We start from the raw sequence: 20,280 nt of genomic DNA on the forward strand, positions 1-20,280 counted from the left end.
CGCATGCTGCGTCGTTCCCTGATCATCGCGGCGTTGCTCGCCTTCGCCACCGGCTGTTCCACCGTCAAGGGCTGGTTCGGCGACAAGAGCGGCAAGGCCCTCGAGCCGGCCGAACTGGTGGAAATCGCCAATCCCGTGTCGCCTCGCCAGGCCTGGTCGCGCAAGCTCGGCGACGAGAAGGCCGCGCTCGGCCTGCGCCAGCGCCCGGCCATCGAAGGCGAGCGTCTGTTCGTCGCCGATGACGCCGGCCGCGTGATGGCGCTCGACCTCAACACCGGCGCCACGCTCTGGGATTCCGAGGTCGTGCGCACCGGCAAGGAAGGCAGCCGCCTGCTGTTCTGGCGCCGCAAGGCCATCGACGGCCACGTCACCGGTGGCCCGGGCGTGGGCAACGGCATGGTCGTGGCCGGCGGTCGCAACGGCGAGGTCGTGGCCCTCGACGCCGAGACCGGCGCCGAGCGCTGGCGCGCCCAGGTGACCTCCGAGGTCATCGCGGCGCCGCTGGTCGCCGGCGACCGCGTCGTGGTGCGCAGCAACGATGGCCGCACCTTCGGCCTGGACGTCGCCGACGGCACCCGCAAGTGGGTCTTCGACCGCGGCCTGCCCACGCTGAGCGTGCGCGGCAACGGCGAGCCGGTCACCGACGGCAACCTGGTCTACCTTGGCTACGACGACGGCACCGTCATCGCGCTGCGCGGCAGCGACGGCCTGATGGCCTGGAGCCAGCTGGTGGCCGAGCCCGAGGGCCGCAACGAGCTGGCCCGCATGGCCGACGTCGACGGCGAGCTGGCGGTGGGCTACACCGAGCTCTACGCGACCAGCTTCGCCGGCCAGACCCTGGCCATCTCCACCCAGAACGGTCGTCCGCTCTGGAACCGCGACACCGGCGGCTATTCCGGCTTGGCCCTGCTGGGCGACCGGGTCGTGCTGGCGGATCCGGACGGCACCCTCTGGGCGCTCGACCGCAGCAGCGGTTCGGCCCTGTGGAAGCAGGAGGGCCTGGCGCGCCGCTGGCTGACCACGCCGGCCGTGCAGGGCGATTTCCTGGTGGTGGGCGACGTCGAGGGCTACCTGCACTGGGTGCGCGCCAGCGACGGCACCCTGGCCGGGCGTGATCGCCTCGGCCGCGATCCCATCCGCGCCACGCCGCAGGTCAGCCCGACCGGCGTGCTGCTGGCCATCGATTCCGAAGGCCGTCTGGCCGCCTACCCGACGCCGGCGCAGTAAGCCGGCGCCGGCAGGACACCGAGGGAGAACCACGTGCTGCCATTGGTCGCCCTCGTTGGCCGTCCCAACGTCGGCAAGTCGACGCTGTTCAACGCGCTCACGCGCAGCCGCGACGCGCTCGTCCACGACGAGCCGGGCGTCACGCGTGACCGTCACTACGGCATCTGCCGGCTGGTCGAAGGCCGGCCCTTCGGCCTGTGCGACACCGGCGGCCTGTCGGGCGAGGAAGAAGGCCTGGCCGGCGCCACTGCGCGCCAGTCGCTGGCAGCCATCGACGAGGCGGACCTGGTGCTGTTCGTGGTCGACGGCCGCGAGGGTCCCTCGGGCCTGGACGAATCGATCCTGGCGATGCTGCGCAAGCGCGGCCGCCGCTTCTTCCTGGTGGTCAACAAGACCGACGGCATCGACCTGGGCGCGTCCCTCGCCGAGTTCGCCCGCTTCGGCGTCGAGAAGGTGATCCCCGTGGCCGCCGCGCACCAGCGCGGCGTGCCCGAACTGCTCGAGCAGGTGCTGCCTGAACTCCCCGAGGATGGCGACGCCGAGGTGCTCTCGGACGATCCCGACCGCATCCGCATCGCCTTCCTGGGCCGCCCGAACGTGGGCAAGTCCACCTTGGTCAACCGGCTGCTGGGCGAGGAGCGCATGATCGCCTCCGACGTGCCCGGCACCACCCGCGACTCGATCGCGGTCGACCTCGAGCGCGACGGCCGCCCCTACCGCCTGATCGACACCGCCGGCCTGCGCCGCCGCTCGAAGGTGGAGGAGGCGGTGGAGAAGTTCTCCGTCTTCAAGACCCTGCAGGCCATCGAGAACTGCCAGGTCGCGGTGGTGATGCTCGACGCCGGCGAAGGCGTGACCGAGCAGGACGCCACCGTGCTCGGCCACGTGCTCGAGGCGGGCAGGGCGCTGGTGATCGCCATCAACAAGTGGGACGGGCAGAGCACCTACCAGCGCGAACAGACCATGGGCATGCTCGCGCGCAAGCTCTCGTTCTGCGAGTGGGCCGAGCGCATCACCATCTCGGCCAAGCACGGCACCGGCATGCGCGAGCTGTTCCGCGCCATCCACCGCGCGCACGCCTCGGCCACCAAGGAATTCAGCACCTCAGAAGTGACCAAGGCGCTGGAGATCGCCTACCAGAGCTTCCCGCCGCCGGCGGTGCGCGGCCATGTCTCCAAGCTGCGCTACTGCCACCCCGGCGGCAGCAACCCGCCCACCTTCATCGTGCACGGCACCCGCCTGCGCGTGCTCACCGAAAGCTACCGGCGCTACCTGGAGAACTTCTTCCGGAAGCGCTTCAAGCTCGTCGGCACGCCGATCCGCTTCATCTTCAAGGAAGGCGAGAACCCCTACGAGGGCAAGAAGAACGTGCTCTCGGAGCGCCAGGTGCAGCGCAAGCGCCGCCTGCTGCGGCACGTCAAGAAAAAGAAGTGATCCCGGCGTCGGCCGTCAGCCTCGGCGTGCTTGCCGGTGGCCGCGGCGAGCGCGTCGGCGGCCGCGACAAGGCCTGGCTGCGGCGCGATGGCGACTACCTCCTCGACGGCCTGCTGGCCCAGCTGGGCGAACCGCGTTTCGGCGGCCGCCTGGCCAGCGTGCGCACCACGGACGAACGCTGGGGCGCGCGCGGGTTCACCTGCGTCGCAGACCTGCGCCCCGGCCAGCCCGGCCCGCTGGCCGGCATCGAAGCGCTTGCCGCCGCCTGCGCCACGCCCTGGCTGCTGGTGCTGCCCGTGGACACCTTCGGCCTGCCGGTCGGGCTGTTCGGCCGGCTGGCCGCCATCGCCACGCTGCGCGGCGCCTGGCTGCGCGACGGCGGCGGGCTGCAGCCCCTGGTCGGGCTCTGGCCGGCGCCAGCCCTGCATGAGGCGGCCCGCGCGGCGCTGGAGGCCGGCGAGTTCGCCGTGCATCGCGCGCTCGCGCCCCTGCACCCGGCCTGCCTCGACCTCGCTCCGCACTGCCTGGGCAACGCCAACCTGCCCGGCGCCTATGATCCAGGACCATGAGCCAGACCTTCCCGACCCGAATCGGTTTTGACCCGGCCCTCGCCATCGTCGCGCGCGAGTCCGCGGCGCGACGCCTGGCGCCGGAAGAGATTCCGCTGCAGCGTGCCGCCGGCCGCGTGCTGGCGGGCGACGTGGTGGCCGGCACGCCGCTGCCCAATTTCGACAACGCCGCCATGGACGGGTTCGCCGTGCGCGGACCGATGCCGCCGGACGGCTGGCGCCTGGCGGGCGAGCAGTTCGCCGGCGTCGACCAGGGGCTTTCGCTCGGCCCGGGCGAGGCCTGCCGCATCACCACCGGCGCACCGCTGCCGGCCGGCTGCGACACGGTGCTCGTGAAGGAGAACGCGCGCGAGCAGCAGGGGCGCGTGCTGGCGGATCCGCAGCCGGCGCCCGGCGCGAACATCCGCCGCGCCGGCGAAGACGTAAGGCCTGGCCAGCGCCTGCTCGCCGCCGGCCAGGTGCTGACGCCGGCGCGCATCGGCCTGGCAGCCGCCCTGGGACTGCCCACGCTGCCGGCGGCGCGGCGACCGACGGTGGCGGTGTTCACCACCGGCGACGAACTGCAGCCGCCGGGCCAGGCGCTGGCGCCGGGCGAGATCCACGACTCGAACCGCGCGCTGCTGCAGGCCCTGCTCCAGGCCGAGGGACTGGAGCCGGTGGCCTGGCCGATCCTGCCCGACGATCCGGCGCGCATCGTTTCGGCGCTGCGCGACGCCGCCTTCTCCTTCGACGTGGTGATCACCTGCGGCGGCGTGTCCGCCGGCGAAAAGGACCACCTGCCGGCGCTGCTCTGTGAGCACGGCGAGCTGTTCTTCTGGAAGGTGCGCATGAAGCCGGGCATGCCGCTGCTGTTCGGCGCGCTGGGCGGGGCCTTGGTGCTCGGCCTGCCCGGCAACCCGGTGTCGGTGCTGGCCACTTTCCTCACCGTCGGGCGCGAGCTGCTCGACGGGCTCCAGGGGCGCGCCGAGCCGCGTCGTCGCTGGCGCGCGCGGCTGGCGGCGCCGGTGGCCAAGCGCCACGAACGCCTGGAGTTCATGCGCGGCCGGCTGCGGGTGGGGGATGGCGGCCAACTGGAGGTCGAGCCCGACCTGGCCACCGGCTCGCACCGCCTCGCCGCCGCGGCCAACAACGACGTGCTGCTGGTCTTGCCGGAAGGTGCGGGCCAGTGGGCCGAGGGCGACGTGCTCGACTGCATCCCGTGCGCGCCGGCCGGCTAGACTTCCGCCATGGCTGAGATCGAAGAAATCACCCCGGCCGAGGCGCTTCGCCGCATGGCGTCGGGCAGCCGGCTGCTGGACGTGCGCGAGCCCGGCGAACATGCGCTCGGCCTGCCCGAGGGTGCGCTGCCGGTGCCGCGTGCGCAACTCGAGGCCGACCCGGCGAAGCTCACGCCCGACACCGGCGCCGAACTGCTGCTGATCTGCGCCACCGGGCGCCGTTCACTGCTGGCGGCCGAGGCGCTGCGTGCGCGCGGTTACACCCGCCTGTGCAACGTCGCCGGTGGCTACGTGGCCTGGTGCGCGGCCGGCCTGCCCACCGTTGCCGGCGCCGACGAGGACGCCGATTTCCTGGAGCGTTACTCGCGCCACCTGCGCCTGCCGCAGGTGGGGCTGGAAGGCCAGCGCAGGCTGGCCAGCGCGAAGGTGCTCGTGGTCGGCGCCGGTGGCCTGGGTTCGCCGTCGGCGTACTACCTGGCCGCGGCCGGCGTCGGCACCCTGGTGATGGCCGACGACGACGTGGTCGACCGCAGCAACCTGCAGCGACAGATCCTGCACACCGAGGCGCGCATCGGCGAGGCCAAGGTGGCCTCGGCGGCGACGGCGCTGTCGGCGCTCAACCCGCGCGTGCGCATCGAGGCGCACCGCCTGCGCGTCACCGCCGACACGGTCGATGCTCTGCTCGAGGGCGTCGACGTGGTGGTCGACGGCGCCGACAACTTCCCGGTGCGCTACGTGCTCAATGCCGCCTGCCTGCGCCACGGCAAGCCGCTGGTCTACGGCGCGGTGCATCGTTTCGAAGGGCAGGTGAGCGTGTTCGACGCCGGCCGCCGCCGCGGGCAGGCGCCGTGTTATCGCTGCCTGTTCCCGGAGCCGCCCGCGGCGGAGGACGCGCCCAACTGTGCCGAGGCCGGCGTGCTGGGCGTGCTGCCCGGCGTGGTGGGCCTGCTGCAGGCCACCGAGGCGATCAAGCTGCTGCTCGGGCTGGGCGAGCCGCTGTCGGGCCGATTGCTGCACTTCGACGCGCTGGGCATGCGCTTTCGCGAGACGCGCCTGCGCCCGGATCCGGACTGCCCCGGCTGCGGCCCCGGCGCAGCCTGAGCCGCGGCTCAGCGGAACAGCAGCACGGCCAGCAGCGCCGCGCTGGCGAACAGGCCGATGGCGGCGAGCAGGCGCCCCAGGTCGCGGCGCCGGTTTTCGCCCAGTTCCTCGCGCGCTTCCTCGAGCGCGGGCAGGTCGCCGACATCCGGGCGCCCCAGCAGCAGCGTCACCATCGCGTCGGCGAGCTCCGGCGTGAAGCTGTAGGGCTCGAAGCCCGTGCGACCGTGCCGCGCCAGCAGGTCGCGGATCTCCGGTGCGTCGGGAATGTGCTTCATCGTCCACTCGCGGAAGCTGGGCGCCGGGATCTCGCGCCGGTCGAGCAACTTCAGGTCTCGGTGGCGCGGGTCCGAATGCAGCTTCTGGTAGAGCGTCTCGACGACCTCGGCCGGGCCCTCGAGGCACTGGAAGAAGCAGCCGTCGGCGAAGTACAGGCCACCGACCACGCGACGACGCGCGTTGTTTCGGCGCGACTGGATCAGGATGCGCGCGACCTCGGGGTGGATGCCGGCGCCGTTGCGGATCGACGGGAAGTTGGCGCGGCTGGCGTAGACAAGGCGAAGGTGGCGGGGCATGGCATCGGGCGTATGGCGGGCCTGGAGCGCAAGTCTGTCGCCGGCCTCGCATCCACGCTGTGAAGGGCCCGGCGGGCGCGTCGACGCGGCGTGCACGCCGGCTGGCGGAATGTCCGCCCCAAGCTGGGATCCGCGTCTCAATCCATGAGCGGCCAGGCTGACACGATGCGCGCCACAGACCCCCGGAACCACGACACCATGGATGAACGCGACGAATGGCTGACCCGGCTGCGCAGGATGCGCCTGGGCTGGCCGTTGCGCCACGCGCGCAGCTTCGGCCCTGATGAAATGGCGCTGCTGCGCCAGGGCCTGTGGCCCGCTTCGCTGGACGACCGCTGGGTGGTCTGGCTCGACGGCGATGTGCTGCGCGTCTGGCGCAGTTGGACCGGCGAATGCCTCTACGAGGCTGAATTGAGCGAGGACGTCGCCGGCATCGGCCATTGCCGCGTGCTGCGCGTGTGCGACGACCCCGAGGTCTACCAGCGCTGCCAGGATGAATCCGGCGAGCTCGACCGCTTCGAGGGCGTGCTGGCCCTGCTGCTCGGCCGCCGGCGGCATGCGGTAGCCTAGGGGGCATGCGCTTCCTCGACTTCAGCTCCTGGCAGAGCATCCTGGTGACGGTCGGCGCGCTCGCGCTGATCACGCTGATGGGCGTGGGCATCCGGCTGCTGGTGATGCAGACCGTGCAGGTGCGGCGCCAGCGCGAGAACCGGCAGATCAACGAGCGCCTGCGCACGCTGATCTCGGCCTACAAGACGCTTGGCGGTTCCTTCACCGGCAAGCTCGACGTCGACCCGACGCACCTGCGCGACCTTCGCCGGGCCCAGGCCGAAACCGGCGAGGCCGCCGACGCTGAAGGCCCCGAGGGCGGCTCGGACCGGAACCGCCGTATCCGCGATGCCGTCGAAGCGGCGCTGTCGGACATCCTGCTGCTGGGCACCGAGGAACAGGTGCGCCTGGCCGCGCGCGCCGCGTCCGAGCTGGCGGCCGGCCGGCCGGTGCATACCGACGAACTGGTGGTTTCACTGCGCGACTTCATCCGCCAGGTCCTGGACCTGGAGCCGGTGCCGGCAGGCGTGGACATCCCGCGCCAGGGGCCGACGCGGCCGGGCCCGGGCGGCGGTGGCCGCGCGGGCGGCGGGCGGGGCGACGCTCAGCGCGGCGGTTCGGGCGGCGCCGGTGGCGGCGGCATGGGCGGCGGCGCCGCGGCCGGTGGCGCTGCGCTGGGCCTGGGTGGCTCGCTCGGGGACCGGGGAGAGTAGGCCAGCCACAGGGCCGGCGCCAGCACGGCCAGCAGCACCAGCCCGTAGCCGGATGCCGCCTGGTCGCCAACCAGGTAGGCGTTGCACAGCCGCTCCGGCGTCTGGGTGTAGAGCAGCCCGATGGTCGCCGTCATCCAGGCCCAGTTGCCGATGAAAAACAGCGGCACGATCGCGCCCGGCACCGCCGTCGACAGCCGGATCGCCAGCCCGGCGAACAGCAGGCTCGCGAACTTCGCGGCGTCGATCAGGACATCCGCCACCGCGGCATCCAGGGCCAGCGGCAGCATCCAGAACGCCAGCACCAGGCTGGCCAGCGTCCAGCCCGCCAGGCCATGTGCATTGAACGACTGCAGGGCGGCGCCCGCCCTTGCCGGCAGCCGCGCCGCCAGCAGCGCGCCGGCAAGCACCAGCAACGGGACCTGGACCAGCATGTGCAGGAACATGCTGCCTTCGAGCAGGTGCCGGGCCGGTGGCATCGCCGCCAGGGCCAGCAGGCCCGCACCGGCCAGTGCCTGCGTGCGCGGTTGCATCAGCGCAGCGCCAGGGCGTCGGCCAGCGCCTGCCGCCAGCCGCCGAGGCCGTGGATCCGGCGCAGGCGGCCCTGTGAATCCACCACGTGGATGGCGGCGTTGTGCACGAAATCGCCGCGGCCGTCCGGCACGACCACGATGCCGAAGGCCGACAGCAGCGCGGTGCGCTCGCGCGGGTCGGGAATGGTGTCGGCCTGCCAGAGTGCGGGGTCGGCGCGCAGGCGCTGCTGGTGGCGGGCGAGGGTGGGCGGGTCGTCCCGCTCCGGATCGAAGCTCAGGCTCAGCAGGCGAACCCGGTCGCCCAGCCCTTGTCGGCGCAGTTCCCGCTGCAGTTGCTGGTAGTCGGATCCCAGCGCCGTGCACAGGCTCTCGCACTGCGTGTAGATGAAGTCGACCAGCACCACGCGGCCGTCGGCGCGGATCGCCGCACCCAGCTCACGGCCGTCGGCCAGGTGCGCCCGGGGCAAGGGCAGGGGCTCGCGGGCGACGGCCAGGCGCCGGGCCGTTTCGCTGGTGAGCGCGCTCAATCCGTCGGTGGCCGTCCACAAGGCGGCGGCCGCGCAGGCCACGATCACCGCAACGGCCGCGAGCGTCCTGTGCAGGCTGCCCGGCCTCACGGCGCCCGTGACAGGAGCTCGGCGCCGCCGGCCCAGGGCGTGCTCCGTTCCTTCGTACGGGCACGCGCCGCGGCCACGGCATCGGCGTCGACGGCGGGCGCGGTGTTGCCCCAGGACGAACGCAGGTGGCTGGCCAGGGCAGCGACCTCGGCGTCGTCGAGGCGCTCGCCGAAGGCGGGCATGGCGCCCTGGTAGGGCTGCCCGGCCACCTCGATGGGGCCCGAGACGCCGTGCAGGAGGATCTGCAGCAGCGTCTCCTCGTCGCCCAGCACCCACTCCGAGCCGCCCAGCGGCGGGAAGACGCCCGGCAGGCCAGCGCCGCTGGCCTGGTGGCAGGCGGTGCAGTGCGTGGCGTAAAGGCCGGCGCCGTCGACGGGGGCGGACGCGGCCGCGTCCGGGGCGGCCTGCAGGACGATCCGCTGGTCGCCCAGGGTTGGGTCGGCCTCCGGCTGGGCCGCCATCAGGTAGCCGGTGGCCCAGCCCACCATCAGGCTGACCAGCGCGATCACCACCACCGGCACGGGATTGCGGGCCTCCCTCGGCTCGGGGTTTTCGCGGACTTGTTGGGGCGTGGGGCTCATGGCTGGTCCTCGGGCGGGGCGGCTTCGGGTGCTGGCACCGGGTAGGTGTGGTCCAGGGACTGCAGGTAGGCCACGAGGTCGCGCACCTCGGGCCGCGCGACGAGCACGCCCCCGGGCGGGCCCAGCCCGGGCGGCAGGGTGACGACGCGATCGCCGGGCGCGGCGGCGTCCTTGACCTCGAACAGGAAGGGGTAGGGCGGCATGTTGCTGCCCGGCACGTAGGCGCGCGGCTGGTAGAGGTGGCCCAGGTGCCAGTCCTCGCTGGGCTGGCGGGCACCGATGTTGAACAGGTCGGGGCCGGTGCGCATGGTGCCCAGCAGGTGCGGGCGGTCGTAGGCGTAGTCGGCGGCGACCGAGGCGCGACCCCAGCCACGGGTCGCGTCCGGGGCCTGCGACGCATCGCGCGGCTGCTGCGAGTGGCAGTAGACGCAGCCATGGGCGATGTACTGCTGGCGCCCGCGCAGCTGCGCCTCGGTGTAGGGCTTGAGTTCCGCGGGCGGCTGCAGCGGCTTGAGCTGCAGGTAGGGCAGTACGACGAGCGTGGCCGTGGCGACGGCCAGCGTCACCATCGCGCCGGCGATGAGTTTGGCGGGGCTTTCCATGCTCAGGCGCTCCGGGGGAGGGGATACAGGTCGACGGCGCCCTCGCGGCGGGGTCCGAGGCCCAGCACCATCGCGCCGACGTGCAGTGCGAAGACCACGTGGCCCAGGGTCATGATGGAGCCGCCGACGGTGCGGCCCTGCAGCCACGGGATCGTCAGCTGGACCGATTCGATGAAGGGCCGGCTGGCGTCGAGCATGGCCAGGCCCTGCAGCCAGCCGCCGACGGTTAGCGCGGTGAAGTAGACCGCGAAACCGCCCATCACCAGCCAGAAGTGGGCCGAGACCAGCCGCGGCCAGGGCCATTCGCGCCCGACCACGCGCGGCAGCGCGAAGTAGATCGCGCCGAACATCACCATCGTCACGAAGCCGTACAGGCCCAGGTGCGCATGCGCCACGGTGAAGTGGGTGAAGTGGGTGACCGTGTTGATGCTGCGCAGGGCCTCGAACGAGCCCTGCACCGAGCTGAGCGTGTACATCATGCCGCCCAGCACCACGAAGCGAAGCGTGGGGGAATGGTTGAGCACGGCGAAATGGCCGCGCATCGTCAGGTGCTGGTTGACCGTGAATGCCAGCACCGGCACCACCATCATCATGCTCTGCACGATCGACAGCGTGACCAGCCACTCGGGCACCGGCCCGCCGATCAGGTGGTGGCCGCCGACCTGGCCGTAGAAGAAGGCCAGGCACCAGAACCCCACCAGGGACAGGTTGTAGGACTGGACCGGCCGCCCGATGACCTTGGGCAGGAAGTAGTAGATCGCCGCCAGCGACAGCGGTGTGTAGAACAGGCCGAGCACGTTGTGCCCGAACCACCAGTTCATGGTCGCCGCCTCGACGCCGAAGTGCAGGCCGGGCCACTTCGCGACCACGTAAAGCACCGGGAACCAGAACAGCGCGGCGCCGATGTACCAGACCGACACGTACAGGTGCCCGACGCGCCGGTTGCGCAGCGTCAGCAGCATCGGCACGGCGACCAGGGCGCCGGAGAGTGCGAACAGCAGGCCGATCTGCCACGGGATCTCGAGCCACTCCATGCCGTCGGAGATGCCCAGTGCGATGCAGACCAGGCCGGCGAGCAGGGCCAGGTTCCACAGGATCGCGCCCGCGACCGCGTAGCCCGCGCCCACCAGTTCGGTGCGCAGCAGGCGCGGCAGCATCCACAGCGCGATGCCCAGCGACGCCATCGGCGCCCAGCCATAGGCCACGGCATTGAGATGCAGGGTGCGGATGCGGCCGAAGCTCAGCCAGGCCGAGCCGGCGGCCCAGTCGGGCGCGTGCAGCTTGATCGAGCTGGTGAGCCCGGCCCAGGAAGCGACCAGGAGCCAGGCCACCGCGAAGACCAGCATCAGCAGGACCGGCCTGGCCGTCGACCGGTCGGCGGCGAGGCGGATGTCTTCCGCGCGGGGCGGCAGGGGCCCCAGGTCGCGCTGGCCGATTTCACCGGGCTCGAAGATGACCCGGGCGGCCTCCGGATCAGGCTCGGCCAGGCCTTTGCGCAGCGACCAGATGAAGACGAGCAGGGCCGTGACTGCCAGCAGGAAAGAGGAAAGCAGGAGGGTTGCGGTGTTCATAGGGCGCCCGGCCGGCGCCGGGATTGATAAAGATGCGGGTGAAATACATCTTAAAATCGGCGGATACCCTAAAGCAATATGCATGATGCATCATTTTGCGATAGGCTCGCCCCATGAAGCTCACCGACTACACCGACTACACCCTGCGGGTGCTGATCTACCTCGGTCTGCACCAGGACGAGCTGGTGACCATCCAGCAGGTGGCCGATGGCTACAGGATCTCCAAGAACCACCTCATGAAGATCGTCAACCAGCTGTCGCAATCGGGCGTGGTGGCGGCGACCCGGGGTCGCAACGGGGGCGTGCGGCTGGCGCTGCCGCCGGAGCGGATCAACATCGGCGCCATCGTGCGCGCCACCGAAGCCGACTTCCGCATCGTCGAGTGCTTCGACCAGGTCAACAACCAGTGCGTGCTGTCGCCGGCGTGCAGGCTGCGCGCTGCGATGCACGAGGCGCTGGAAGCCTTTTTCCGCGTCCTCGACGGCCTGACCCTCGCGGACGTGATCGCCAACGCCGGCCAGATCCGGGCGCTGGTCGCCGAACAGTCCCTGGGCGAGCGCCCTGGGCGCCGCAAGTCCATCTGAAGAGGAGGGTTGGCCATGACCGACACCTGGCTGGAAACACTGATCACCGAGACGCCGCAGCAGGGCTTCGAGCTGGCGATCACGCTCAGCCGGCGCGGCGTCCGCTACACGCAGCCCGATCCGGCGGTACTCAAGAAGTTGCGGCCCGATTACGCCGACTCGGCGGAAGGCCTGGTCGCGGCCTCCCAGGTGGTGGCGGTGAACTTCCAGACCATCGCCGCCGCGAACAATTACTGGCGGCCGGCAACCCAGGGGTGAGCTCATGGCAATGAAGATCGCGGTATTCGACACCCACGTGCTGCGCAGCGACGGCAGGCGCATGCATTTCGACATCCTGGTGCAGGACGAACCCGCGGACCGGGACATGGACAAGGTGCTGGCGCACGGCCGGCGCTACCTGGACGACAAGGGCGTGACCGCCATGAGCCTGACCGCCCACGAGTGCCGGTTCTGCCACGTAGAACAGGCGCGGCCGGAGGTCGAGCAGACTATTCGGGAGCGGGGGTTTGCGATCCTGGAAATGGAGGGATGCGGTAATCCTTGATTGCGCATAATGTATAAGCCGTGGCGCTTCTTCGTGGCCCTCTGTGGCCGCGTGCGCGCTGCTTGGCATCATCCACGGGGCCAGCGCCAGCAGCGCCACACACGCAGCCCCTAGTCGCCTTGCAAGGCGTCCGAGCGTCCGCTTGTCCTCGGCATCCCGTGCGGCCTCGGCGAACGCCTGCAAGATCACCGGCACCGGGTCCTCTCCCAAGTCCTTCGCCATGCGCTCCACCACTGCCGCGCTGCCGTTCCGGCCGTTCCGCCATAGGTGAACTGCGCCTCTTGTCACTCCCAGCGCCGTCGCTGCCTGTGCGTCGCTGACATGGCCCTTCGCTAGCTTCCAACGCTCGAACAAAGAAAAAGTCGCGCTCACGTTCATACCCTCTTGACAGGCGGTGTTCAGGGGGACTATACATGCGCCTGTGTCGAGCAGGTCTCGACATTGAGGCCACTCAATGCCGGGTGGCTGGCCTCCCGAGGACAGGGAAATCCCCGCCCCCTCGGATGCCCCCCGGCACCCGCCCATGTCGTGAGGCCGCCATGATCGAAGTTCCGGTGTTCGTTCTTCCTCTCCTGCTCCTGTTCGGTCTGTGCGCCGGCCTGTGGGGCTATACCAGCGCCCGCCGCCACGGCTTCCGTGATTGCCTTGTCGCCGTCCAACGCTCGCGCCTTGTCCTTGCGGAGGATTGCCAGTGAGCGCGCGTCAGGCTTGGAAAGGCGCATACGCCCATGCGCGCATGTGCAAGGGGTTCGATCTTGATGACCCGATCTACGGCGTCGCCGCGAAGCTCCTTGACCTTCGCACCTTCGGGTTTGAAGCCGTCGAGGCTCTGCTGGCTCGCGCCTCCGAGGACTTCCTTGCGCGCGATGTCCGCTACTCCCGCGATTTCTACGGCTGGGTAGCAGGGGAGGGCGTCCTTTGAGCGCCGCCGCTTCCGTCGCGCTGACCCCCCCGCCAGCGGGGGTGTTAGCCGTGCCCGCCGGCGAAGCCGGCACCCCGTCCAGTAATCACGGGGTGAAGTCTCACGATCGCGATGAACCCCGGTCACGTTCGGGGGGTGAAGCTCGCGGCCTGTGGGATTACGCGACGCTGACCGTCCCGCGTGGTGCGCTGCGCTCCAAGGATGAATTCGGGGAAGTGGTGAAGCGCGCCCACGGCGCCGACGAAGATCACGAAACCGCCAAGGTGCTGCCGTCGGACATTCTCGACTGGCTCCTGCCGGGCCACGCGCTTAAGGCGGATATTTTCGAAACCAAGGGCTGGCAGGGCTACAAGCAAAGCGCCCGCATCTTCGCGCCTGGACTCGCCGACCCGGTCGGCATCATGGCCCGCGACGGCAACGCCGACACGATCTGCGTCAGCATCACCGGCTCGGGCATGTTCGCCGTCGATCTGCGCCGCGCCCGTCTCGCGCTGGAACACTACGGCGCCCGAATCACCCGCATCGATGCCGCCTTCGATGATCTGGATGGGGAGTTCGTCGCTCTCGATCTGCTGCGCTACGACGCGGTGTGTGGGATGTTCGACGGGGGCAACCGGCCGTCCTCGCGCTCTTTCGTGGACGATCTCGGAACCGGCGCCGGCTCCGCCCTCTACGTCGGCAGGAAGGGCGACAAGCAACTGAACGCCTATGAGAAGGGCAAGCAGCAGGGCGACCGCTTTTCGCCTTGGGTGCGCGTCGAAGTGCGCCTCTGGTCGAAGAATCGCCTCCTTCCGCTGGAAATGCTCGATTCTCCGCTCGGCGCGATTCTCGGGGCGTATCCGCATCTTCGCCAGTATCTGCCCGAGGCCTCGCCCACTCGCGCTCGCACGATGCGCCGGCAGGTCGAAGCCCGCGCCGAGGACATGACCGACTGGCTGCGCTCCGCCGCTGGCAAGTCGCTGGGCGCGCTTCGCGCTGCCGCCAAGCAAGCGGGCGCCACCGATTCTGAAGTCCTCGATCTACTCACACGCGACGGTATGCCTTCCCGGTTCGTAGGCATCCCTGAAGAAGTCGCCATTTACCGAACCGCCGAGTTCCTACAAGGGGCCATCCAGTGAAGATCAAGATCGAAAACACCGAAGTCCAGACGTTCCCCGCCCGCGAGGGCAAGAAAGAGCGCCGCATCCAGCGGGCCATGGTCGCCTACGGCAACGGCGAAGTCCGCAAGTGGGACATCGGCCTCAACCGCGACCAGCCGGCGTGGCCGGTCGGCGAATACCAGCTCGACCCGGCGTCGTTCTACCCCGGCAAGTATGGCCCGGAGGTCAGCGGCTGGCCGCAGCTCGTCCGCCTCGACGGGCCCAAGCCGTCGGCCCCGAGGGCCTGACCCATGGAAGGCGGCGTTCTCACCTGTCGCGAGTTCGATACGGCGACGAACACCTGCACCGTGCAGGAGTGGGCGCCGCCGCCCTCATTCCTCCCGCCGTTGAGCGTGGCCGATGCGTTCCTGCTCGGCTCCGCCATGGTCGGTTGCTGGGCGCTCGCCTACGCCTTCAACCGCGTGGAGAAAAGCGTTCGGGGGTAGTCCCCGATAACCCGCCCATTTCGGGCACATCACAAAGGAGCATCAAGCATGACCATCGACGTCACCGAGGCCCTCGCGGCCTTTACCGCCCTCGCCGCCGCGATTACCGCGGTGGGCGCGGCCAAGCTCGGCCCCGCCGGCATCGCCGTGGCCTTCAAGTGGGTCAAGGGCGCCATCTTCGGTTAATCCCGAAGGTGGACACGAAACGGGGCCTCGGCCCCGTTTCACTTTCTCGGAGTAATGGGGCATGACTGGATGGCTGGTTCTCTACGCAATTTGTTCCTCGTTCTGGCTGCTGCTGCGCTGACGCTGTGCGCCGGTCTTGTTTTCGCGCAAGCTGCGCCGTCGGTGGTGCCGGTCAATATTTCGCCGGTCGGCCCCGCGCCGGGTGGCTTGCAGACGATGGCCACCTATCAGGCGACAGGAGCAGGTGCCGCTAATGGCTACTACTCCCGTCCTGTGCTGGTGTCGAATAACACTCTCGGCGGGTTGGCTCGTGGACTGGTGCGCCGGTCTGTGCCTGTCGCTGCCATGCTTGCGGCGATCGAAGGTGCGGGCTGGGTCATTGATGAACTGACCGGGCAAGTTCTCGATTCCCCACCTCCGCAAACGCAGGTTCCTCCGGGGGAGTTGTATGCGAGGGATTCGATGCTCGGCTACTACCATTCATCCCTCGCGGCTTCCGCGCAGTGGATGGCGTCTTATTTGAACACCGGCGGTTCTTACGTCTATTCCGTTGAATCGCCCGCGGTGAATTGCTCTGGCCCTTCCGGCCCCTACGACATGCTCATTTGCCAAGCAAAACTCAAAAAAGTGCATCCGACTACGGGTGCTGTTGAGTATGTTTTCCCCGGAAATTCTGAGTATCGGAACGTTCGCACTACTCCATTGCCTTTAACCGTCCCCGTAGCCCAGCCGCAACCTGTTCCCGATCCCGACTTAGGCGCTCTGGTGCGTGATAACCCGCACGTATGGAATGACGCCCTGCGCAACCCCGACGGCTCCGTTAATCGCAATCCGGACGTTATGCAGGAAGCTGATCGCCTTCGCGACGCACTCACGAATCCCGACCCGAACACGAATCCCGCTCCCGACCCGACGGCGGAATGGGATACGGGCTATCAGGGCGGCGAGCCGCAGGGCTCCCCGACCGCCCTCGACTTCCCGAATTTCTGTTCGTGGGCCTCTGTCGTCTGCGAGTTGGCCGACTGGCTCCGCTTGGACACCGAAGGTGATGACCCCGATCCCGAAGTTCCCGTCATCGAGCCGGATACGTCCGTTTCGTGGAGTTCGGGTTTCTCTGGCGGTTCCTGCCCCGCGCCCGTTTCGGTCGAAGTGATGGGAGCTGATGTGGATTTCAGCTATCAGCCGCTTTGCGACCTCGCCGTTTATATCAAGCCTATCGTTTTGGCTGCTGCCGCCTTGATGGCGGTGCTGATCATCGGAGGTTTCCGCCGTGCTTCGTAGTCTCAAGCTGTTCCTTAAGGGCCTGTTCGGCGGTGCCATAGCGAACCTGTTGATCGGTGGCGGCATGGCCGTGGTCAGCTTCGCCGCGCTCAAGCTCGCCATCGAAAGCGGCTTGACCGTGGTTCAGTCCTACGTCGGCGGTCTGCCGTCGGACATCTTCGGCGTGGTCATGCTGCTGGGCTTCGGCGACGCGCTGTCGATGATCGGTTCCGCGCTGCTCGTCCGCGCCGCCATCGCGTCGGCCTCCGTCGGCATCGCTCGCCGAAGCGGGCAGGGGAGTGCGGCCTAATGCTCTACCTCCTGACCGCGCTTCCCGGCTCTGGCAAAACGCAGTTCGCCATCGAGCGATTCATCATCGATGAAGCTAGGGCGAACCCCGGCCGCCCGATTTACGCGAACATCAAGGGGCTTCGGGTCGATGCCATCGCGCAGAAATACGGCGTTGTGGTTGGCCCCGCGCCGCTTGACTGGCGAACGCTCCCGGATGGCTCGTTGGTGATCTACGACGAAGCGCAAAGCCGCGACCTGTTCCCCGCCACGGGCAAGCCGGGGCTTCCCGACGATGAACGCATTTCTGCACTCGACACCCACCGTCATCGGGGATTCGATATCGTCCTGATCACCCAAGACCCGGCGCTGGTGCATCACTGGGCGCGCAAGTTCGTGGGTCGGCATATCCACCTCGTCCGCCCGAACGGTGCCGAAATGATGACGGTGCTTGAGTGGGGTAAGGCGCAGTCGAACCCCGAAGATCACTTCGCCAAGCAAGAAGCCGACACCTCCCTCCGGAAGATGAACCCGGAAACGTGGGCGCTTTACGACTCGGCCACCGTGCACACTCACAAGTTCAAAATGCCGGCCGGTGCGAAGTGGGCCATTCGTGGCTTCTTGCTGCTCTGCCTGTGCATCCCGCTGGGCTTCTGGCTGCTCTCGCGGTCTTTCGCGCATGACTCCGCCCCCGAGCCCGAAGGGGTTCCCGTTCGCGAGCACGAAGCCCAGGGCGAACCGCCCCCGGTTCTTCCGAGCGCCTATGCATGGCGCAGCGGGCCAACGGTCGAGCCGTTGAACGGGTGTGCTGCCGGCCGTCACTGCCGCTGCTGGGACTTCGCGGGAAAGGTGATCGAGATGGACGACGCGACCTGTCGCAATCTTGCCGAAGGGCATGTGCCGTTCCCTATCGACATGAATCTGTTCCGTTCCGACGGTGGCCGGGTAGGGGGGGAAGGGCGCAAAGGCGAAGCCGCGCCCGCCCCCGGCCCCGCTTCGTCCGTGGCCGGTGTTCGAACGGCGCCCGGTTCGGTAGGCTCTCCCCGCCAGGGCGAAGTATGGGGCATGGCGCCCGCCACCCTGCGCGCGGATGGCATCGTTTCGGACTGAGGGCAACGCATGGCGCTACGGCAGAAAAAGGACAGCATGGAGCGATTCGCGCCGCTGTCGCTTTCCGACTTCCTCCCCGTCTTTTCCTACCGAGGCCGCGACGGCGTTTCCTACCTGTGGGTGAACTGGCCGGTGGTGGTGGCGCTGGCCGTCGGTGTCGCCCTCGGGCGTTGGCTGGGGGTGTAGGGGGCTGCGCCCCCTACGGTGACGCTTCTCTCGCGTCAGGGTTCGGAGTCGGGCAGCTGTTGGCGTGTCGTCTTTACAATGCCCAGGGCAATCACCGCCGCCCCCTGCTGACCGCTTTTCAAGCCGGCCTTGTGCCGGCGTTCGTTCGCCTCGCGAAAGAGCATCCCCCGCAGCCGTTGCGGGTTTACCCGGTCGCCATCTGGCGAAATCAGCCAGCGCCCCCGCAGGCGCCAGCCGGCCCAATCGGCTGACAGGTCAACGTGGCCGAGCACCTTCTCGGCGTAGAGTTTCCGGGCGCAAGCGTTCACGGGTTGGCCGGGGATGAGGCAAAGCGGTTCCATGCGTAAGGCTCCAAGTTGGGGGGTTGGAGCCGGGGGGCAGTCAGGGAGCGCCAACGGGCCAGAATCGACCGGACGGCCCGCCTGACCAATTGCGCATAATGTATATTATGTCAATTATGGAAAGACAGGATCCAGGGGCGCCCGCGGGCAGTCCCGCCCCGCCACCCCCGGCTCCTGTCCCCGGCCTTATTAGCCTGGCGGCGGCCCGCTTACCTTGTCATGTCCTGTAAGTCTGACGCGGAGATGTCGCACTTTGCCCTTACTTCAAGGACTTGCGGCTTCCGCTCGTGAATCGGGCCCCAGAACGAGCGGCTTTGAAAACTTGGTAACCGTGACGCGTCCAGTAACTGCGTCGCTGGGTTCAAGTGTCCTGACCGGACTAGGTAATCGGCTCAGGTCCAATCGCCTCCATCCCCGCCGGCATCCCTGGCTTCGCTAACTTTGACGTTGGCAAATCTGTGATTCCCTCGAAGGACAGCTGCCAGTCCAGAGGAAATCCGTATGCCGCGTCCCCGACTCCCGCCTGCACAAGAACGATTCGAACGGCTGATCGAGCAATGGTGCGTCCAGTGTCTTGGCGAGGGTCCTGATTTCGGCCAGTTGACCTCGGAGGTTGCCGGTGGCTTCGCCCGGACGCGGGGAACACGGGGCATCAAGCAATCCTTCTCGGAGATTCGCCAGTGGATGACTTGGTGGGAGACCACCGACCGGAGAGAAAGCCCAAGCACCGCGGTCAGCGTCGAGGCGTATCTGAGGTACCTAGAGGCCAGCGGTCGGGTGCCCTGCTCCAGGCGGAAGGCGATCGACTTTGTATTTCGGTTTCTGGCGGCCTTGGGTTGGACGGATCGGGGCGCCGCGAGCGTCCTGAGGTGCAGCGCCCGACGTCATGCAGTGCTTAAGCGAGAAGCTGCCCGCCGGAGCGCACGTGCCGTGCCAGTGGGTTGGACTGAAATTCAATCCTGCTTGGACGTTGTGGACGCGAAGAACGATCGAGAAGTGCAGGCCGCTGCTGCGATGCTCATTCTTTATGACAGCATGGCTCGGGAGGACGCGCTATTTGGCCTTCGCGATGGCCCCAATTGGCGGTTATCCCCGCCAACTGTTGCAGACCTCCGGTTCCAGCCTAATGGGGGTGGTCGCCTGCGACTTCGTGCTCCGACGAGTTTCGCGAGCTACTTCGAAGCGGCTCTCAGTCCACTGACGATGACGTGGCTGGGTCGCGCCGTTCGACCTAGTCGGGATGCGGACGGTGCCCTGTTCCTTTCTCCCTTGGGCCTGCCTTGGAGTATGGAGCGTTGGCGTTTGACCGCCACTGAGCTCCTCAGACGCGCTCAGATCGCGGATCGCATCGTCACTGGACGTTCAATTCGAGTCGGAAAGGTGCTGGATCTCGCAGCTTCGGGTCTGTCGGTGGAGGAAATTCAACGGGCGGGGTTCTGGGCCATAACTAGACCAGTAGAGAGGATTCTGGCGCTAAGCGGTTCGAATTCTGATGCCAGGCCGATGACGGGAGACTTATTCGCCAATGTGGATTAATTAACCCACGAATCCCGACTCGATCGAGGCAAGGTACCCGATCACGTCCTCGGTTCGGCCCTCGCCCACCAGTTGAAGAGCCGTCTTGTGGTCAAAGCTCGGAATCGGTTGGTTGCGAATGAAGAAAGCGGCCTTCTGAGGATCGTGGTTCACCACCATGGCCGCGGAGCGAACGCGCAGCAAATTCACCAGCGTCGCTTGTAATTGATTGTTCTCGGGATGGGTGCGGACGGTGTGTCTATGCACACGCGAGAGATCGGCCAGGTCTTGGATCCCCAGCAGAAACTCTTGGCCGACCCGTGTAGGCGAGAGGATCGGCCTTTCGCCGTCCTGGAACGGCGTGATGTCAGGCAACTGGGTCGTGGTGGTGGACACGGCGCCTCCTACCTAGAGCACCTTGTATGGACAGTATAAGCGCACCCCTACTCCGGCGGGGGTGGCGGCAAGCGCGATTG

Annotated in this window: 28 protein-coding genes; 20 read left to right on the forward strand and 8 right to left on the reverse strand. The window is 68.5% G+C overall.

Annotated elements, in window-relative coordinates; translation table 11 throughout:
• Positions 1 to 3: 3 nt before the first annotated feature.
• The 5 genes from bamB to moeB are packed head-to-tail and all read left to right on the forward strand — an operon-like array spanning position 4 to position 5,548.
• A complete protein-coding gene (bamB, locus tag C6N40_RS02995) occupies positions 4 to 1,227 on the forward strand; it encodes an outer membrane protein assembly factor BamB (RefSeq protein WP_106989532.1) in 1,224 nt (407 codons plus the stop codon).
• 33 nt (positions 1,228 to 1,260) lie between these two features.
• The gene (der, locus tag C6N40_RS03000) at positions 1,261 to 2,661 is read left to right on the forward strand and encodes a ribosome biogenesis GTPase Der (RefSeq protein WP_106989533.1); all 1,401 of its coding nucleotides are present in this window, start codon (positions 1,261 to 1,263) and stop codon (positions 2,659 to 2,661) included.
• On the forward strand, positions 2,658 to 3,230 hold the full coding sequence (mobA, locus tag C6N40_RS03005; RefSeq protein WP_106989534.1) for a molybdenum cofactor guanylyltransferase: 573 nt from the start codon (positions 2,658 to 2,660) through the stop codon (positions 3,228 to 3,230). Before der ends, mobA begins: the two co-directional genes overlap by 4 nt.
• On the forward strand, positions 3,227 to 4,447 hold the full coding sequence (locus C6N40_RS03010; RefSeq protein ID WP_106989535.1) for a molybdopterin molybdotransferase MoeA: 1,221 nt from the start codon (positions 3,227 to 3,229) through the stop codon (positions 4,445 to 4,447). Before mobA ends, C6N40_RS03010 begins: the two co-directional genes overlap by 4 nt.
• Before the next feature lie 9 nt (positions 4,448 to 4,456).
• Positions 4,457 to 5,548, forward strand: coding sequence for a molybdopterin-synthase adenylyltransferase MoeB (gene moeB, locus C6N40_RS03015; protein ID WP_106989536.1), 1,092 nt, complete (start codon positions 4,457 to 4,459; stop codon positions 5,546 to 5,548).
• Positions 5,549 to 5,556: 8 nt separating this feature from the next.
• On the opposite strand, the gene C6N40_RS03020 is transcribed toward moeB, so the two are convergent.
• Positions 5,557 to 6,120, reverse strand: a complete 564-nt coding sequence (locus C6N40_RS03020; protein ID WP_106989537.1) for a BLUF domain-containing protein — start codon at positions 6,118 to 6,120, stop codon at positions 5,557 to 5,559.
• Positions 6,121 to 6,318: 198 nt separating this feature from the next.
• On the opposite strand from C6N40_RS03020, the gene C6N40_RS03025 reads away from it, so the two are divergent.
• Positions 6,319 to 6,690 (forward strand): hypothetical protein, encoded by a 372-nt coding sequence (locus C6N40_RS03025; protein ID WP_106989538.1) that lies wholly within the window; start codon positions 6,319 to 6,321, stop codon positions 6,688 to 6,690.
• 5 nt (positions 6,691 to 6,695) lie between these two features.
• Complete coding sequence (locus C6N40_RS03030) at positions 6,696 to 7,382, forward strand: hypothetical protein (RefSeq protein WP_106989539.1); 687 nt, start codon at positions 6,696 to 6,698, stop codon at positions 7,380 to 7,382.
• On the opposite strand, the gene C6N40_RS03035 is transcribed toward C6N40_RS03030, so the two are convergent.
• From C6N40_RS03035 to C6N40_RS03055, 5 genes are read right to left on the reverse strand one after another with little or no spacing between them, the layout of a single operon-like run.
• The gene (locus tag C6N40_RS03035; RefSeq protein ID WP_106989540.1) at positions 7,274 to 7,912 is read right to left on the reverse strand and encodes a hypothetical protein; all 639 of its coding nucleotides are present in this window, start codon (positions 7,910 to 7,912) and stop codon (positions 7,274 to 7,276) included. The two genes, C6N40_RS03030 and C6N40_RS03035, sit on opposite strands and share 109 nt — an antisense overlap.
• A complete protein-coding gene (locus C6N40_RS03040; RefSeq protein WP_205208529.1) occupies positions 7,912 to 8,529 on the reverse strand; it encodes an SCO family protein in 618 nt (205 codons plus the stop codon). Before C6N40_RS03040 ends, C6N40_RS03035 begins: the two co-directional genes overlap by 1 nt.
• Entirely contained in the window at positions 8,526 to 9,110 is a 585-nt protein-coding gene (locus C6N40_RS03045) for a c-type cytochrome (protein WP_106989541.1), read from the reverse strand. The genes C6N40_RS03040 and C6N40_RS03045 overlap by 4 nt, the downstream gene beginning before the upstream one ends.
• Complete coding sequence (locus tag C6N40_RS03050; protein WP_106989542.1) at positions 9,107 to 9,712, reverse strand: cbb3-type cytochrome c oxidase subunit II; 606 nt, start codon at positions 9,710 to 9,712, stop codon at positions 9,107 to 9,109. The genes C6N40_RS03045 and C6N40_RS03050 overlap by 4 nt, the downstream gene beginning before the upstream one ends.
• A gap of 2 nt (positions 9,713 to 9,714) precedes the next feature.
• Positions 9,715 to 11,283 carry a cbb3-type cytochrome c oxidase subunit I gene (locus tag C6N40_RS03055; RefSeq protein WP_106989543.1) on the reverse strand — a complete coding sequence of 523 codons (1,569 nt, stop codon included), beginning with the start codon at positions 11,281 to 11,283 and terminating at the stop codon, positions 9,715 to 9,717.
• Between the two features lie 113 nt (positions 11,284 to 11,396).
• On the opposite strand from C6N40_RS03055, the gene C6N40_RS03060 reads away from it, so the two are divergent.
• The 13 genes from C6N40_RS03060 to C6N40_RS13950 all read left to right on the forward strand — a co-directional run bounded on the left by C6N40_RS03060 (position 11,397) and on the right by C6N40_RS13950 (position 17,948).
• Positions 11,397 to 11,867 carry an RrF2 family transcriptional regulator gene (locus C6N40_RS03060; RefSeq protein ID WP_106989544.1) on the forward strand — a complete coding sequence of 157 codons (471 nt, stop codon included), beginning with the start codon at positions 11,397 to 11,399 and terminating at the stop codon, positions 11,865 to 11,867.
• 15 nt (positions 11,868 to 11,882) lie between these two features.
• On the forward strand, positions 11,883 to 12,125 hold the full coding sequence (locus C6N40_RS03065; protein ID WP_106989545.1) for a hexameric tyrosine-coordinated heme protein: 243 nt from the start codon (positions 11,883 to 11,885) through the stop codon (positions 12,123 to 12,125).
• A 4-nt stretch (positions 12,126 to 12,129) separates the two neighbouring features.
• Positions 12,130 to 12,411: a DUF2024 family protein gene (locus tag C6N40_RS03070; RefSeq protein WP_205208530.1), complete on the forward strand. Its 282-nt coding sequence runs from the start codon at positions 12,130 to 12,132 to the stop codon at positions 12,409 to 12,411.
• 539 nt (positions 12,412 to 12,950) lie between these two features.
• Positions 12,951 to 13,106 (forward strand): hypothetical protein, encoded by a 156-nt coding sequence (locus C6N40_RS13940; RefSeq protein ID WP_162782044.1) that lies wholly within the window; start codon positions 12,951 to 12,953, stop codon positions 13,104 to 13,106.
• On the forward strand, positions 13,103 to 13,333 hold the full coding sequence (locus C6N40_RS03075) for a hypothetical protein (protein WP_162782045.1): 231 nt from the start codon (positions 13,103 to 13,105) through the stop codon (positions 13,331 to 13,333). Before C6N40_RS13940 ends, C6N40_RS03075 begins: the two co-directional genes overlap by 4 nt.
• Entirely contained in the window at positions 13,330 to 14,451 is a 1,122-nt protein-coding gene (locus C6N40_RS03080; RefSeq protein ID WP_162782046.1) for a replication initiation factor domain-containing protein, read from the forward strand. The genes C6N40_RS03075 and C6N40_RS03080 overlap by 4 nt, the downstream gene beginning before the upstream one ends.
• Complete coding sequence (locus tag C6N40_RS03085) at positions 14,448 to 14,720, forward strand: single-stranded DNA-binding protein (RefSeq protein ID WP_106989548.1); 273 nt, start codon at positions 14,448 to 14,450, stop codon at positions 14,718 to 14,720. The genes C6N40_RS03080 and C6N40_RS03085 overlap by 4 nt, the downstream gene beginning before the upstream one ends.
• A 3-nt stretch (positions 14,721 to 14,723) precedes the next feature.
• Entirely contained in the window at positions 14,724 to 14,918 is a 195-nt protein-coding gene (locus C6N40_RS03090; protein WP_106989549.1) for a hypothetical protein, read from the forward strand.
• 48 nt (positions 14,919 to 14,966) lie between these two features.
• On the forward strand, positions 14,967 to 15,104 hold the full coding sequence (locus tag C6N40_RS14240; RefSeq protein WP_205208531.1) for a major capsid protein: 138 nt from the start codon (positions 14,967 to 14,969) through the stop codon (positions 15,102 to 15,104).
• 54 nt (positions 15,105 to 15,158) lie between these two features.
• Entirely contained in the window at positions 15,159 to 16,385 is a 1,227-nt protein-coding gene (locus C6N40_RS13945) for a virulence factor TspB C-terminal domain-related protein (protein ID WP_162782047.1), read from the forward strand.
• Positions 16,375 to 16,674: a DUF2523 family protein gene (locus tag C6N40_RS03100; protein WP_106989551.1), complete on the forward strand. Its 300-nt coding sequence runs from the start codon at positions 16,375 to 16,377 to the stop codon at positions 16,672 to 16,674. Before C6N40_RS13945 ends, C6N40_RS03100 begins: the two co-directional genes overlap by 11 nt.
• On the forward strand, positions 16,674 to 17,762 hold the full coding sequence (locus C6N40_RS03105; protein ID WP_106989552.1) for a zonular occludens toxin domain-containing protein: 1,089 nt from the start codon (positions 16,674 to 16,676) through the stop codon (positions 17,760 to 17,762). Before C6N40_RS03100 ends, C6N40_RS03105 begins: the two co-directional genes overlap by 1 nt.
• 36 nt (positions 17,763 to 17,798) lie before the next feature.
• Positions 17,799 to 17,948: a hypothetical protein gene (locus C6N40_RS13950; protein ID WP_162782048.1), complete on the forward strand. Its 150-nt coding sequence runs from the start codon at positions 17,799 to 17,801 to the stop codon at positions 17,946 to 17,948.
• A gap of 35 nt (positions 17,949 to 17,983) precedes the next feature.
• On the opposite strand, the gene C6N40_RS03110 is transcribed toward C6N40_RS13950, so the two are convergent.
• Together C6N40_RS03110 and C6N40_RS03115 are read right to left on the reverse strand one after the other, a co-directional pair.
• Complete coding sequence (locus C6N40_RS03110; protein ID WP_106989553.1) at positions 17,984 to 18,289, reverse strand: DUF3653 domain-containing protein; 306 nt, start codon at positions 18,287 to 18,289, stop codon at positions 17,984 to 17,986.
• A gap of 1,536 nt (positions 18,290 to 19,825) precedes the next feature.
• A complete protein-coding gene (locus C6N40_RS03115; protein ID WP_240183431.1) occupies positions 19,826 to 20,200 on the reverse strand; it encodes an antitoxin Xre/MbcA/ParS toxin-binding domain-containing protein in 375 nt (124 codons plus the stop codon).
• Positions 20,201 to 20,280: the final 80 nt, after the last annotated feature.

The sequence above is a fragment of the Arenimonas caeni genome, from assembly GCF_003024235.1.
Taxonomy (GTDB): Bacteria; Pseudomonadota; Gammaproteobacteria; order Xanthomonadales; family Xanthomonadaceae; genus Arenimonas; species Arenimonas caeni.